The 15,453-nt window shown below is 44.3% G+C and carries 15 protein-coding genes; all 15 read right to left on the reverse strand.

Features of this window, described 5'->3' with window-relative positions; all coding sequences use genetic code 11:
* Positions 1–65: 65 nt before the first annotated feature.
* Complete coding sequence (gene dnaK / locus BU200_RS05095) at positions 66–1,889, reverse strand: molecular chaperone DnaK (RefSeq protein WP_075099142.1); 1,824 nt, start codon at positions 1,887–1,889, stop codon at positions 66–68.
* A gap of 201 nt (positions 1,890–2,090) precedes the next feature.
* On the reverse strand, positions 2,091–2,615 hold the full coding sequence (grpE, locus tag BU200_RS05100; RefSeq protein ID WP_075099143.1) for a nucleotide exchange factor GrpE: 525 nt from the start codon (positions 2,613–2,615) through the stop codon (positions 2,091–2,093).
* 748 nt (positions 2,616–3,363) lie between these two features.
* A complete protein-coding gene (gene hrcA, locus BU200_RS05105) occupies positions 3,364–4,398 on the reverse strand; it encodes a heat-inducible transcriptional repressor HrcA (protein WP_075099158.1) in 1,035 nt (344 codons plus the stop codon).
* Between the two features lie 658 nt (positions 4,399–5,056).
* Positions 5,057–5,740, reverse strand: coding sequence for a CPBP family intramembrane glutamic endopeptidase (locus BU200_RS05110; protein ID WP_075099144.1), 684 nt, complete (start codon positions 5,738–5,740; stop codon positions 5,057–5,059).
* The gene (locus tag BU200_RS05115; RefSeq protein ID WP_075099145.1) at positions 5,727–5,948 is read right to left on the reverse strand and encodes a hypothetical protein; all 222 of its coding nucleotides are present in this window, start codon (positions 5,946–5,948) and stop codon (positions 5,727–5,729) included. Before BU200_RS05115 ends, BU200_RS05110 begins: the two co-directional genes overlap by 14 nt.
* Positions 5,945–6,466 (reverse strand): DUF2812 domain-containing protein, encoded by a 522-nt coding sequence (locus tag BU200_RS05120; protein ID WP_075099146.1) that lies wholly within the window; start codon positions 6,464–6,466, stop codon positions 5,945–5,947. The genes BU200_RS05115 and BU200_RS05120 overlap by 4 nt, the downstream gene beginning before the upstream one ends.
* Before the next feature lies 1 nt (position 6,467).
* Positions 6,468–7,016: a DUF2812 domain-containing protein gene (locus BU200_RS05125; protein WP_075099147.1), complete on the reverse strand. Its 549-nt coding sequence runs from the start codon at positions 7,014–7,016 to the stop codon at positions 6,468–6,470.
* The gene (locus BU200_RS05130) at positions 6,997–7,329 is read right to left on the reverse strand and encodes a PadR family transcriptional regulator (RefSeq protein WP_075099148.1); all 333 of its coding nucleotides are present in this window, start codon (positions 7,327–7,329) and stop codon (positions 6,997–6,999) included. The genes BU200_RS05125 and BU200_RS05130 overlap by 20 nt, the downstream gene beginning before the upstream one ends.
* Positions 7,330–7,435: 106 nt before the next feature.
* Positions 7,436–8,161, reverse strand: coding sequence for a M15 family metallopeptidase (locus tag BU200_RS05135; protein ID WP_075099149.1), 726 nt, complete (start codon positions 8,159–8,161; stop codon positions 7,436–7,438).
* Positions 8,151–8,849, reverse strand: coding sequence for a histidine phosphatase family protein (locus tag BU200_RS05140; protein ID WP_075099150.1), 699 nt, complete (start codon positions 8,847–8,849; stop codon positions 8,151–8,153). Before BU200_RS05140 ends, BU200_RS05135 begins: the two co-directional genes overlap by 11 nt.
* Positions 8,850–8,921: 72 nt before the next feature.
* Positions 8,922–10,259 (reverse strand): PFL family protein, encoded by a 1,338-nt coding sequence (locus BU200_RS05145; RefSeq protein WP_075099151.1) that lies wholly within the window; start codon positions 10,257–10,259, stop codon positions 8,922–8,924.
* Between the two features lie 10 nt (positions 10,260–10,269).
* Positions 10,270–10,536, reverse strand: coding sequence for an ACT domain-containing protein (locus tag BU200_RS05150; protein ID WP_075099152.1), 267 nt, complete (start codon positions 10,534–10,536; stop codon positions 10,270–10,272).
* Positions 10,537–10,926: 390 nt separating this feature from the next.
* Positions 10,927–12,207, reverse strand: coding sequence for an MATE family efflux transporter (locus BU200_RS05155; RefSeq protein ID WP_075099153.1), 1,281 nt, complete (start codon positions 12,205–12,207; stop codon positions 10,927–10,929).
* Positions 12,208–12,318: 111 nt separating this feature from the next.
* Complete coding sequence (gene thrC / locus BU200_RS05160) at positions 12,319–13,812, reverse strand: threonine synthase (RefSeq protein WP_075099154.1); 1,494 nt, start codon at positions 13,810–13,812, stop codon at positions 12,319–12,321.
* Between the two features lie 249 nt (positions 13,813–14,061).
* Positions 14,062–15,279, reverse strand: coding sequence for a ZmpA/ZmpB/ZmpC family metallo-endopeptidase (locus BU200_RS05165; RefSeq protein WP_075099155.1), 1,218 nt, complete (start codon positions 15,277–15,279; stop codon positions 14,062–14,064).
* Positions 15,280–15,453: the final 174 nt, after the last annotated feature.

Consider the following 15,453-nt stretch of genomic DNA (forward strand, 5'->3'; position numbering starts at 1 on the left):
GCTACATTTAGCAAAAACAGAGGCTGGTTTGCAACCTCTGTAATAAGCTTTTACACTCTCACATCTTATTTTTCAGTGAATTCACCATCTACAACGTCATCACCTGCTGGATTTGCTTGCTCAGCACCTTCTGCTCCTTGGGCTGCTTGTTGCGCTGCTGCAGCTTGTTCATACATCTTAACTGCTAGACCTTGCGCTTTTTCGTTCAAGTTTTCCAATTTTGCTTTCATGTCGTCCAAATTGTTAGCTTCTTGAGCTGCTTTCAATTCGTCAAGTGCGGCTTGGGCTGCATCACGTTCTGCGTCAAATCCTTTGCCTTCTGTTTCCTTGATTGTCTTTTCAGTAGCAAAGATCGCTTGGTCAACTTCGTTGCGAAGATCAACTTCTTCCTTACGCTTCTTATCTGCTTCTGCGTTAGCTTCTGCATCTTTCATCATGCGATCGATCTCTTCGTCTGTCAATCCTGAATTTGATTGGATTACGATTGTTTGCTCTTTTTGAGTACCAAGGTCTTTGGCTTTAACAGATACGATACCGTTTTTGTCAATGTCAAAGGTTACTTCGATTTGAGGGATTCCACGAGGTGCCGCTGGAATGTCTGTCAATTGGAAACGACCGAGTGTTTTGTTGTCCGCAGCCATTGGACGCTCACCTTGAAGAACATGGATATCTACTGCTGGCTGGTTGTCTGCTGCTGTTGAGAAGACTTGTGATTTAGATGTTGGAATCGTTGTATTGCGTTCAATTAGTTTGGTAAATACGCCACCCATTGTCTCAATACCAAGTGATAATGGTGTCACATCAAGAAGCACGACATCTTTAACATCACCAGAGATAACCCCACCTTGGATAGCAGCACCCATCGCTACTACTTCATCTGGGTTTACAGATTTGTTTGGCTCTTTTCCAGTTTCAGCTTTAACAGCTTCTACGACAGCTGGGATACGAGTTGAACCACCTACAAGGATTACTTCATCAATTTCAGAGATAGAAAGTCCTGCATCAGACAAGGCACGGCGAACTGGTTCTTTTGTGCGCTCTACAAGGTCGCGTGTCAAATCATCAAATTTCGCGCGAGTAAGGGTCATTTCCAAGTGAAGAGGTCCTGCTTCCCCAGCAGTGATAAACGGCAAGCTGATTTGAGTTGATGTAACACCTGAAAGGTCTTTCTTCGCTTTTTCAGCTGCATCTTTCAAGCGTTGAACCGCCATTTTATCCGCTGATAGGTCAATGCCATTTTCTTTCTTAAATTCAGTTACCATGTGGTCGATAATTTTTTGGTCAAAATCATCTCCACCAAGTTTGTTATCACCAGCAGTTGCAAGAACGTCAAAGACACCATCTCCTAATTCAAGGATAGAAACGTCAAAGGTTCCTCCACCGAGGTCAAATACCAAGATTTTTTCTTCTTTGTCTGTCTTGTCAAGACCATAAGCAAGAGCTGCTGCTGTTGGCTCGTTAACGATCCGTTCTACTTCAAGACCTGCAATTTTACCTGCATCTTTTGTCGCTTGACGTTGGGCATCATTGAAGTAAGCAGGGACAGTAATAACAGCTTTTGTTACTTTTTCACCAAGGTACTCTTCTGCATACCCTTTCAAGTATTGAAGGATCATAGCAGAAATTTCTTGTGGAGTGTATTCTTTACCATTTGCAGCAACTTTTTCAGCTGTTCCCATTTTTGATTTGATAGAGATAATGGTGTCAGGATTTGTCACTGCTTGGCGTTTTGCTGCATCACCAACGATAATTTCACCATTTTTGAAAGATACAACAGACGGAGTTGTACGATTTCCTTCTGGGTTTGCAATGATTTTGCTTTCTGTTCCTTCAAGAACAGCCACTGCAGAGTTTGTAGTTCCTAAGTCAATACCAATAATTTTAGACATAATAATGATACCAAGAACGTTGAAATAGTCCTGTGGACTGTTTCAATCGGGAGATTAGAGAAAACGAGGCTTTCTCCATCTAACGACTGAAAGTAACGTTCAAATCCTTTCAACAATTAAATTTATTTTTTCTTTTTAAATCATAGTTTTCTGTCATTTCGGACAAGTTATACTCTTTAAACATCAAAACTATACTAATGATTAGTTATACACGACCACCATAGCTGGGCGAAGGACACGCTCGTGAAGCTTATAGCCTTTTTGGAAGACTTGGGCAATGGTGTCGGCTGAGTGGTCATCATCTGCCGGCATGGTTTGAATCGCCATGTGGAAGTTAGGGTCGAATGCCCCGTCTGCTGCCACTTCTTCAATGCCTTCAGCTTTGAGTGCCTGAACCAGACTTTCTTGAACCATTTCAAGACCTTTTTTCACCTCATCTGTCAAGCCATCCACCGCTAGGGCACGCTCTAGGTTATCTAGGGACGGCAAGATTGCCTTGCCCAAATCTTGACTACGGTATCTTTGTAAGGTTTGACGTTCTTCACTACTGCGACGCTGAATATTTTGCATCTCTGCCACAGCACGCAGATACTTGTTTTCAAAGTCTTCCGCCCGCTCATTCGCAAGCTCCAACTCTGATTTTTCTTGAGGTGTTTCTTCTTGGACAGCTTCTTCTGTCTCCTCCACTTCCTCAACTTGTTCTTCTTTTTTGATTTCTTCGGTCACGTGAAACCTCCTTTATAACAATATTTAGAAATGCTTTATTTTTATAATAACAATTTTAGCCTGACTGGGCTGCCGTTAGGAAATAGGCTGAAAACCTCCACTGGAGCTTTTCACTCGTCATGTTTCCTAATTTTCAGTTGCTTTTTTACGCTCTTGTATATTACTGAATTGAGTTCAGCCTAAAATCTCGGAAAATAGAGACGCAGATGTTCTAGCTTTAGCTAGTTACAGCTGTGGCTCCCTTTAGGGATAAACATTCCTAGCTCTCAAGGTATAGTATACCTTGAGAGGCGGGAAATAGAAGTTTGCGAAGCAAACTCTCTCTAATCTCTTCGTCATGTTTCCTAATTTTCAGTCGCTTTTTTTACGCCCTCGTATCTTGATGAACTGAACTCGGGCTACAACTCTCTGACAAAGCGTAGTCAAAAAATTGAGTAACCTTAGATAAGACACAGTAGGCATCTGATTGTAGCTATCACTACAATCTAGTTGCCTTTGTGGGGGTCTCACTACGAAGCGAACCGCTTCTGTTCGGCCGCCTATTTTGTCTAGGAGTTGCTTCCACAGTCTAGGAATAGACTGTGGAAGGTTGGAGATAAAACGAGCGGTGCTCGTGTCAAACGCCCTCGTATCTTGATGAACTGAACTCGGGCTACAACTCTCTGACAAAAAGATCAATCTCATTGGGTGCAAGACACCCTGCTTCGATTGTCTATTTTGTCTAGGAGTTGCTTAACGCCCTCGTATCTTAGTGAACCTCATAGTGGTTACTGCTTAGGTATCGATAAAAATCGGTCAGTTTCATCATGAGGACGCGATTGACGAGGTTGATCAGGCTGATCATGCGGTTGTAGTCTACATTGATCGGGCCGATAACGGACAGGAGCCCAAATCCACGATAGGGAATAAGAAACTTAGTCGTCATCACGGTCAGACTTGAGAGTGATTCTTCTCGACTGTCAGCCACCCTGACACTCTGCATCTCATCTTCTCCAAGATTGCTCCGCATTTCAAGAGCTACTTTTTGGGGAGAATCAAAGAACTGGTAAGCTCGAGTATCTGCAAAATCTAGCAGGCGAATCTTTCCGGCAGTTACGATATCCTCGGTAAAGAGATCCGAGAAAATGTGTTCAAACAGATAAAGTACATTGTCGGTCGTGATGAAATGCCGTTGGATAATCTGCGGAATCTCGGTTCGTAGCTTATAGTGAATATCTAGCACCGATTTTCCAAGCAGGCGCTCGCGCACCAGACTTCTGACCTCCATTAAATCCTCACGGAGAAAATTCTTAGGAATCGCAAACTGTCTGGTCAGCGTTTTTGACTCATCCAAGGTCATCACCGCCAATGCTGCATGCTGACTAAGGATAACAATATCAAAAGCTGTTAGCTTTTGCTGACTGGGCTCGACATCAAGTACCGCCACCGTGCAAGCTGTCAAGTCGGATAGGATAGCTGCTGTCGTCTGAAAAATATCATCCAAGCGGAAAAACTCGCGGTCGAAACTTCTGACAACTTGGTACACATCTTCCTCATCCAGACTATCAAAACTCAAGGAATGCTCCACAAAGTATTTGAAACCCTCCACACTAGGCATTCTACCACTTGAAGTGTGGGCTTTTTCAAGCAGGCCTTTCTTTTCGAGAGCTGCCATTTCATTTCGAATGGTTGCGCTACTAGAAGCAATACTCTCTTGGAGGGCTTTAGATCCCACTGGCTCGTGTGTTTTTGTAAAGATTTCAACGATTAAATTTAGAATTTCATGCTGGCGCTCTGTTACCAAAACCTCACCTCCAGTCAGGATGCTCTTATTATCTGCAACAATCAAATTCAAACAATATCCATATCGCCTGCCATACATCAGTACAGGCCGTGGCTCGTTTGCTTTTTGACTTTTATTGAGTATTAGCACTCTAACCTTTCGAGTGCTAACTCATGATTCTATTATACACCGATTTATCAGATTGTCAAGGCAGAAAAGCCAAAAATTAGCACTCTTTCTACAAGAGTGCTAAAAATCAGTCTAAAGACCTAGTTATAGTTATTTAGTTTTCGTCAAAACAGTCTGGGGAGAGACTGTTTGATACGAGCACCGCTCGTTTTATAGCCGTTTAGTTTATTTTTAGTACTAGGCAACGAGTCGCAGGTAGTACTGGGGTACAGCAAGACGAGTTAACGAAATAATAAAAATATAAACTAAATGACTATATCTCCAACCTTCCCCAGTCTATTCCTAGACTGGGGAAGCAACTCCTAGACAAAATAGGCAGCCGAACAGAAGCGGTTCGCTTCGTCGTGAGACCCCCACAAAGGCATCTGATTGTAGCGATAGCTACAATCAGATGCCTACTGTGTCTTATCTAGGGTTACTCAACCTTTTGACTACGCTTTGTCAGTGAGTTGTGGCTCAAGTTCAATTACAAAAGATAAACTTATACTCCCTATAAAAAGATCTGAACAGCAAAGACCACGGTCGGGAGGGCATTATTCAAGATATGAACCAAGATCGAATCCTTTATCTCACCCCGACGAGCGTAGGATAGATATAAAACGCTAGCTAGGGAGAAGTAGAGGATAAATTCTACGGGTGCAAATGAATGAAGGTGCATAAGAGCAAATACAGTAGATGACAGCAACCAAGCCAACCATCGGGAGCTATTTTTGAAAAGCAGCTGGATAAACAGACCCCTAAAGATGATTTCTTCTACAATCGGTGCCAGCAAAGAGGTATAGAGCAAGAACAAGATGGCAATCGGGAAGAAGCCGTCTCTTAGTTCCCCTACAATTCCCAACAAGGCTGCATCATTAGCACTGGTCGCTTGTCCACTCGCTAACAGGATCAATACGGTGCCAACAACTGCCACTATTCTTGCCAGTAGTCCAAAGAGCAGAGCAAGACCAAGGTCTTTCCAACGCAAGGCTTGCGCTACCGTCTGTGCGCGATAAGTACGCCAAAGCCAGACCGTCACTCCTAGAACAAGGAATAGATAGAGGAGACTGGTAGCCCAAGCAGTCAGTGAAGTCAGGGCTTCTTGATACTGGATGAGGTAGAACAGAGGACGATTGAGGATAAATACTAGAAGCAAGTACCCCACTACTTTTAAAAGGTTCTTATATTTTTTCATGCGCTTCCCTTTCTAATTCTTTTTTCGACTTCCACCAACGATACAGGAGCATTCCGATTAAGAGCGGGTGAATGAGGATAACCATATCAACCAAGAGGGACAAAACTGTCAGCTGTTCAAATCGCAGACGGTGCAGATTCACTAAAAAGTTAATACACAAAATAGGTAGGACTGCCAGAGTAACTTCTTCACATTTTCTTTTTTTCATCTTAACTCCTTTTCTGAATAACGCTTTCTTAATTTGTAAAAACCAATACCACAATAGATAAGCAAACCCATATACACAATCCCCAAGGTAGCCCATAGCGACAGTCTATTGCCAGCACGAAAGGCATGCCACAAGAAAACTAGACTCATCAGTAATAAAAAGATAAATCGCCACTTGAAGATCCGTCCAATCATTTCTAGCTTGGTCTGCCTATCACTGTAAATATCCGTTTCCTCTCCGTCTCTGACCGCTTTACGGAAGCAAACAAAATTATTACAAACACCTACATAATCCCAGCCGTAATCTGCATACATTTGATAATAAGTATCCCGATCCTCACCCAATCTCGGTTTAAAGTCTAGGCGATAGGCAACTTCTTCTGGCTGGGATCTTTCAAAAATGAAAAGACAGGCAAAACGTATTTCTTTTAGCCGCCAACCTTTCCGATGCATGGCAATTAAATAGTTCTCTTCCTTTTCAAAATCAGTGATAAAGAAGAATTTTAGTTCCTTTTTCATGTCATACCTCCTTTTTCCACTGATCCAACATCCATAGTTGGTAGGCTACAAAAGCAAGCCAGACCAGCAAGATTAACCCCTGCCAGACAAATTGGTACCACTTCCACTCAGCGATCTGCCATATAGAGGCAGTTGCCAGAGAAAACCACGGAACAATAATACTAGACAACACTCGATATGTAACAAGCCTCTTGTAATGCTGGTAGACCCCCTCACGGTCATTGTAGAGGAGCGATTCATCGGGAGAATCTACTGTTGACACAGGCTTACGCCAGATAACATAAGGCGATGCACCGCAAACCATTTCCCATCCTGCATCTTGAAATAAAGTCAGATAGTGATGATCGTATTCTGGAAAAAAGCCGATTTCTTTCTTGCTAGGCTGATAAAAATCAAGGCGATAGATCATGTTTTCGGGCTTACAAGATACAAATTCAATCGTGCCACTCCAAGGTGATACCTGCTTTAAGGCCTGACCCGACCGCTGCATACGACTGAAATATGCTTCCATTTGAATCGGTTTAAACCTATTAAATTTCTGCTTCTTCATATCTCTCTCCTCGGCTATTTCGATAGAGGCGCTCAATCCTCGATTTCTCAATCTCCAATACCTCTCGCCCTAACCCTGTTATTCGATAACGTTTCCGCTTCTCTTCTTCACGGACAAAGGCAATCAGACCATCCTTTTCCATTTTAGACAGGGTGCCATACATGGTCCCAGGGCTAATCACGACCTGACCTCCAGTCAATTCCTTGGTCTTTTGGGTGATGTCATAGCCATGCCGCTCTTCCTGTAAGGCAAATAGAATATAGAATGCCGTTTCCGTCATCGGAAGATAGATCCGCCTTATTTTTTCTTCCATACATTTTCTCCTTGTAGTTCGATATATCGAACTTCGATATAACGAGTATATCGCACCTCGATGTATTTGTCAAGAGGGACAAAGAAAAAACGCCAATCATGACGTTTTATTTCCTATCTTTTAATAAAGCAAGGTATTCTTCCAAGACCAAGTCGTGTTTTTCCATGTACTGGGCATTTTCAACCCCGACATAGCGGAAGTGCCAGCTTTCAAAAGCAATTCCTGTGAGGTGGCTTTTCCCTTCTGGATATCGAAGGACAAGGCCGTATTGTGGCGCCAATGCTTTGATTTTTTCTGCCACTTCATCTAGTTGCCCTGCTTCTTCACTCATGTCAATGGCAAGACCAGTCTGGTGTTCGCTAGCTCCTGGCATCTGTACTTGAGAACGAACCGCAGCTTCTGCTTCTGCCCGAACAACCCCACTCGCTTCTAACTCTGCAACTCTCTCGTTATAGAGCTGTTCTTGCTCAGCGCGACTTCTGTAGCCTGATAGCAAGACCTCGTCGGGAACCATTACTCGATCGGCTACTAAAAAGTCTTGCGTAGCTGTCGCAATTCTGCTATCAACCTGAATATTTCCTACTGTCGCTAAGGACTTCGGCTCTGATTCAAGCAAATGATCACGATTGACCAAGACCAATTCCCAGTCATCTAGAGAAGCAGACGCTAAGGCATCTTCTTCGGACGAACGTGCAGCCTCCTTTACTTCTATCGTCGCAGACTTATCAACAATACTTGCCGGATCCAAGCTCCAAAGAAAAAAGTTAAGGACCACAAATACCAGCAGACAAGCGATGAAAGCAACTATGCCAATTTTTTTCCTATTCATCATGCGCTTGCATCACACTCGCTCCAGCCCTACGATAAGACATATCCCCTACAGCTTCAATGCTAAATTGACCATCTTCATATTTCAAAACGGTGACAGAGCCATTGTCCAGCGCTAGGTTAGTCGGACGTTCTGGCGCTAGTAAGTTGACCAAGGTCGCAATGGTCATACCGTGGCTTACGACTAGGGCATTGCCACCACCTTGTTTTTCCAGATCTTTGGCGATACTTTCAAATCCGCTCAAAATACGCTCTTTCAGCACCTCCCACGGCTCTGACCAGTTGGCAGAGTCTGCTTCATGCACACCATTTGCAATCTCTTCAAAGGTCATGGTGCCAGCATCAACAATGCCACTAATGCGGGGTAAGACACCGCTAAATAGCTCTGCATCATACATCCCCTCAAAGCTACCAAAGCACCATTCCCGAATCCGCTTGTCTTGGTAATAAGGGATTTTACCTAAAATGCCTAGCTCTTTTTGAGCAATGGTAATGGTCTGAACAGTCCGTCCCAAGTCGCTTGATACAGCAGCCTTAAATTCCAAGCCTGCTTCTTTCAAGCCAAGGCCTAGCTCACGGATCCCCTCTTCACCGATCTTTGTCAAAGGTGTATCACACCATCCTTGAATACGACCAATGGTATTAAACATGGTCTTTCCGTGACGGGCAATGTATAGTCTGGTTTCTGCCATTCTTGTTCCTCCTCATATTCCTTATTCTATTATATCAAAAAACGACTGCCTAAGACAATCGTTTCCTATTTTCTAATTCTTAAAACTATGAATCGGAGCAGGGATTTGTCCACCACGCGCGATAAAGGCAGCAGATGATGCGGGATTGACCTTCATGACAGGCGCTGTCCCTAGCAGACCACCAAATTCGATCATATCGCCCTCTTTGCCTTTTGGAATAATCCGTACAGCCGTGGTTTTCTGATTGATAACCCCAATTGCCGCCTCGTCGGCAATCATAGCCGCAATGGTTTCGGCAGGGGTTTCTTCTGGAATGGCGATCATATCAAGACCGACTGAACAAATCGCCGTCATTGCCTCTAATTTTTCCAAGTTGAGCGAACCAGATTGCACGGCTGCAATCATTCCCTCGTCCTCTGATACTGGAATAAAAGCACCCGACAGACCGCCAACCTGATTACAAGCCATGACACCTCCCTTTTTGACCTGATCATTGAGCAGGGCAAGGGCTGCCGTTGTCCCATGCGTGCCAACGGTTTCAAGTCCCATTTCCTCAAGCACGCGTGCTACCGAATCGCCGACAGCAGGCGTTGGGGCTAGGCTCAAATCGACAATTCCAAATTTAACACCCAAGCGCTCGCTCGCCATTTGACCGACCAATTGCCCGATACGAGTGATTTTAAAGGCTGTCTTTTTTACTGTTTCAGCCACGACATCAAAACTTTCTCCGCGGACTTTTTCAAGCGCACGCTTGACCACACCAGGACCTGAAACACCAACATTGATAACGACATCTGCTTCCCCAACACCGTGGAAGGCTCCTGCCATAAAAGGATTATCCTCAACAGCATTAGCAAAGATGACGAGTTTCGCAGCTCCCATTTCAGAAAGGGTCGCTGTTTCCTTGATGATGCGTCCCATGTCCCTCACCGCTGTCATATTGATCCCTGTTTTGGTAGACCCGATATTAACCGAAGAGCAAACCTTGTCTGTCACAGCGAGAGCCTGAGGAATTGAATTGATGAGAATCTCGTCCCCTTTTTGGTAGCCTTTCTGAACTAGGGCAGAAAATCCACCGATAAAATCAACTCCAATTTCTTTTGCTGCGCGATCGAGCGCCTGCGCTAACGGCACATAGTCTGTCGCCTCTGTCGCTGCGCCGATGAGGGCGATCGGGGTTACACTAACCCGCTTGTTGACAATAGGAATCCCCAACTCGGCTGCAATATCCTCTCCCACCGCGACCAAGTCACGCGCCTTGGTCGTGATTTTTTTGTAAATCTTTTCAGCTGCACGATCAATATCCATATCAATACAATCTAGGAGCGAAATCCCCATGGTGATGGTTCGAATATCAAAATTCTGCTCTTCGATCATGGCAGTGGTTTCCGTAACTTGTCTAATATCCATATCCTACCTCTTAGATGTTGTACATGGCATCAAAAATTGCCGCGCTCTGAATGTTGATTTTGACATTCAAGGTCTCACCAAAAGCATCAAATTCCTTGCGTAAGGCTGTAAAATCCTTCTTCTCCTCGCTCGATACAACCGTCATCATGGTGAAAAATTCATCCAAAACAGTCTGTGAAATATCGTCGATATTCAGCCCTAACTCTGCGATTTTAGCAGAAACACCTGCTACAATCCCTGTCTTATCTTTTCCTACAACCGTAATAATAGCTTTCATACATACTCCTATCGTCTATATTCTACAAACTAAGATATAAAGCCCGTTAAAAACTCACAGCCTCCCCAAAAGGAAGGTACAGCTCCAATCAGCTAGAACCGAAACTGCTCCCCCCTTTTTGCACAGCCCGTCATCCGAACTCAATTCCTTTGCTTGTTGATTGTTATTGCCTATTATTTTCCAAAGTATCCCAGCTTTCTTTTCCTAACAAAATCCATGCTAAAAAAGAACCGGAATGACTTCATTGTAGCACATAGCCGACCTTGCTGTATAGCTTAATGGACTAATCTGTCGCGAATGAGGGCAAAAGACAAACATTCGGAAAGAGTTGAAAATTTGTTTCAAAACCTTGTTACAATTTCAATGCAAAGATGCCAACACCTAACTCTCTTAGTTGATAATCGTTTTCTTATGGCGCTGATAGAGGGTTGCCAAAAAGAGCCAACGAAAGACATTGTCTAGGAGGGTACCTGCCCAGATTCCGGGCAGCCCAAGCCCCAAGGTGATGCCGAGTAGGTAGCCTGTCCCAATCCGAATCACCCACATGCCAATGGCTGTGGCATAAAAAGGAAGTTTCCCATTGCCCAAGCCCTGCCAGATGGCAGTATAGATGACAGTTCCTGCTGTAAAAGGGAGGCCCAGAAGCGAGAAGAGGACAACCAAAAGGCTAGCGGCTACTGCCCCCTCATCATGGGTATAGAGGTGAGTGAGGGGACTTCCTAGGGCAAATACCAAGAGAGCAACGGGCAACATCAAGCCGACTGCCAGTCGGTAAGTCTTACGCACAATCCGGTCTAGCTCATCTGTCTTTTTCTGCCCCCAGCTATGCGCTACCAAGAGAACGGTCGCAGTTGCCACGCCAAAGGCTGGCATGTAGTTAAATTGGGTCAGAACCTCACCGATCGCATTGCCAGCTACCGCCTCCGTACCAAAGCCGACCACAAGGGCGATCAGCACCACATCACCTGCCCGCATCATAAGGCGTTCGCCCGCAGCGGGCAAGGACAGTTGGAGCAAGTCCTTATCCCAGCCCCAGCTTGGCTTAGCAAAGGGGATGGAAAGAGAGTGCCACAAGACCACAACCCCCACCAAACGAGCCAAGACTGTCCCCAGAGCCACACCGACGATTCCCCAATGGAGACCAAAAATAAAGAAACTTGAGAAAAGGGCATTGAGAAGATTAGTCAAAAGACTCACATACATGGGTAGACGGGGATTGCCCGTAGTCCGCACCAAAGCTCCGAGGCTGGTCATTAGTCCCAGAAGCAGAATCGTTCCACCCACAATCGCCAGAAAGAGACCTCCTGCCTCTGCCACTGCAGGTTCCGTCCCTAGCGCACGCAAGATCCCTTGTCCGAAAAACACGGAAATCAAGCCCAGAACAAAACTGATGAGGACGGTTAGCTTGACTGCCTCGGTTGCATGGTAGGCTTGCGATTTCTGATCCCCTGCCCCTAGGCTACGAGCCAAGACACTTGAAATGGCGGCAGCCAAGGCTATAAAAATCGCCTGATAAATGGTGATGATATTTCCAGCGACTGACACACCTGAAAGAGAGACCAGACCGAGACTTGCCACCAAGTAGCCATCCACCATGCCCATGAGCATCTGTAAAAAATTTTCTGCCATAGCAGGCAGCGCAATTTGCATTATATTTTTATTATCTATCATATCCTAAAAAGGGAGTGGGATACAATCACGATTTCAGCAACCGCAATCTTTCTCACTCCGTTATTTCTAGATTCGAGCTAGTACTCATTAAACATCAGACAAGTTGAGATTTTAAAGAGTATCCACACCTAAGTAGCGTTCGACTTCTGCCTGCATATCACAAGCTGCAACGACTGTCTTGTGGCGAACAGGGGCTGTTTCCAAGCCATCTACTGCTGGTGGCAGTGCTACACCCGATAGGGTCTGCAATTTCTCAAGGGCTTCAAAATCACCCAAACCAGTCTCGCCTGTCACCGCTTCAACTGCTACAATTGGGAATTTGTAAGGACTTGCTGTGGAGGCAATCACCGTCTTTGTCGGATCCTTTGTTGCTGCCACATATTTTTGATACACACTGGAGGCAACTGCCGTGTGGGGATCTTCGATATAAGAAGACAGTTCATAGATCCGTTTGATCGCTTGCGCCGTTTCGTCCTCGGTTGCATATTCTGCCGCAAACCAGTCAAACAAGTCCTCATCTACTGGCTCTATCTCATACTGACCGTCCACTCCCAAGGCAGCCATCAAGGCAGCTGTTTTCTCTGCATCATTGCCTAAAAGATGGAAAATCAAGCGCTCTAAGTTTGAAGATACAAGAATGTCCATAGAAGGACTGCTCGTCACCTTAAAAGCTCGTTTCTTGTCATACACTCTGGTCTTGAAGAAGTCTGTCAAGACATTGTTTTCATTTGAAGCACAAATCAATTTCCCAACTGGCAGACCGATTTGTTTGGCATAAAAGGCAGCGAGAATATTTCCAAAATTCCCTGTTGGTACAGTGAAGTTGAGCGTCTCACCTGCCACCAGTTCTCCGTCTTTCACCAACTGCGCGTAAGCATAGACATAGTAAACAATTTGCGGTACAAGGCGTCCGATATTCATCGAATTAGCAGATGAAAACTGCATCTTCTTGTTGCCTAATTTGGCACGCAAGACCTCATCATTAAACATCTCCTTGACCTTGGTCTGCGCATCATCAAAATTCCCCTCAATCGCTACCACATGGGTATTGTCTCCTGTCTGGGTCGTCATTTGCAATTCCTGCACCTTGCTGACACCGTCCTTTGGATAAAAGACGATAATCTCTGTCCCGGGAACATCTGCAAAACCAGCCATGGCTGCCTTTCCGGTATCACCAGAAGTTGCCGTCAAAATGACGATTTTATTTTCCAAGCCATGCTTCTTGGCTGCCGTTGTCATCAAATAAGGGAGGATAGACAGAGCCATATCCTTGAAAGCAATCGTTGGGCCGTGGAACAATTCCAAATTGTACTGACCGTCTAGCTTGACTAGAGGCGCAATGCGCTCATCATCAAACTTGCTGTCATAGGCGTTGGTGATACAGTAGTCCAACTCCTCTGCCGTGAAATCATCTAAGAAAGCCCCTAGAATCAGTCTAGCTACTTCCTGATAGGACATGTCTTTTAAGCGGTCAAAATCCAATGCCACCTTGGGATAGGTCAGTGGCGTAAAAAGTCCACCGTCTGTTGCTAAGCCTTGCAAAATCGCTTGGCTGGCTGTCACTCTGTTATTCGTATCACGTGTTGATTGATATACTAATGTCATACCTTATCCTCAAATTCTTTTTTTCTATTTTATCATAATTTGTCAGAAAATTGAAAGAATCTAAGAAAAAACCAGATAAAAATCTGGTTTGGGCTTTCTTAGTAGCGAGTGGTTGCGATACTCAGTGGAGGAATAAGTATCTTGAATTATAGCCGTTTAGTTTATTTTTAGTACTAGGCAACGAGTCGCAGGTAGTACTGGGGTACAGCAAAACGAGTTAACGAAGTAATAAAAATATAAACTAAATGACTATAAACTGGAAGTAGTATTAGATCCGAGAGTTCCCTGTTCGATCCGTTCTTCGCCAAGGGCTTTTTCAGCATCTCCTACATATCGAATAGCTGGTTGAAGCGGTGTAGAAATCGTTTCTACATTCCCCACTTTTATGCTCTGCGGATTCGTCCTATCTTGTGTATTAAAAGGAAGGATAGCATCTGCAACATAAGCAGTCGCCTTATCCTGTAACACACTATTTTTCAAATCATTGTATTGTAAGGCTTTGTTGAGTATTTTTTGTTTAACAGCTCGGACATGCGTTGCCTGACTATAAATTTGTGAGCTGTTACCATTTCTCAGTATCGCTAGGTCAGCCTGTATTGCAGCAGTTAGTTCTCTCGTCAGCTCTTCGTCTGTCCATAGCTGATTGACTGCTTCCTTTTGCAACAACTCCCTATATTTCGAAACTTTGTAGTCTTGGTAATTCCCTGCACCAATGGCATTAAAGGCTTCAATATCATTCGAATAGCGATCACTTAAATAGGTAGCCATCTGATCATAGCCAAGCCAACCGATTATTTCATGAGCATTTCGTTTGACAGAGATATCCCCGACCATATTTTTTCCTGCTTCTGCAACATTTGCAGCGTAGAAACTTTCAAATAATGGAATGAAATCATACTGATTAGGGACAATCGTTGTAAATCTTTCCATTCCATGAGCTACAAATTGACCGCTCACATAGCCGTTTTTGACAAGATCTTCGATTGTATTTGGCGCAGTTTGTGCTGCGACAAATTGATCCGTTGTCCGTCTACTTGCCGCTGTTGCGTCTGTTTCCACTTGCTTGACCTGAATGAAATAGTTCAATTTATCTGCTTCTGACAAATTCAAGGCAATTTCTGCTTCTTTAGCCTCTAGATAAGCAATTAGATCGATTAAATGTCGACTATAAGTTTCTAATTTTTCCTTGGTATTCAGTGACTCTGAAGCCTGAATCCGACGATCACTTTCTGGAATAGGTGTTGTGGTGTTAAACAAAAAGATTGGCTTAATTCTAGCGCTATTCCCTACGGTAACATCACCTGTTTCAAACATGGAGCGGGTTAAAATTTCTGCACCTAGACCTGCTCTCTTAGGCGCACCGAGCACGGCGCGTGCATTTTCTCTATCATTGCCATGCGTCATTTCATGGGCAAAGGTACCTACACCAGATAAATTTTTGGACATCAGTAACTGTTCATATGCCAATAAGGTTGTAGCACTTGTCGATACAGCTCCTATAAACTTACTATTTGTGGGCACCTCTAAAAACTTCAAGTAGTTGTTAAGTAAGCCCTATTTGTAAGCATTAATTCCAGTAAGCTTCGCTTTCGAAGCTTACTTTTTGCTTATTTTCCTATTTTTGGGCGCACTAAGCCCATG

Source organism: Streptococcus acidominimus, from assembly GCF_001921825.1.
Lineage (GTDB): Bacteria > Bacillota > Bacilli > Lactobacillales > Streptococcaceae > Streptococcus > Streptococcus acidominimus.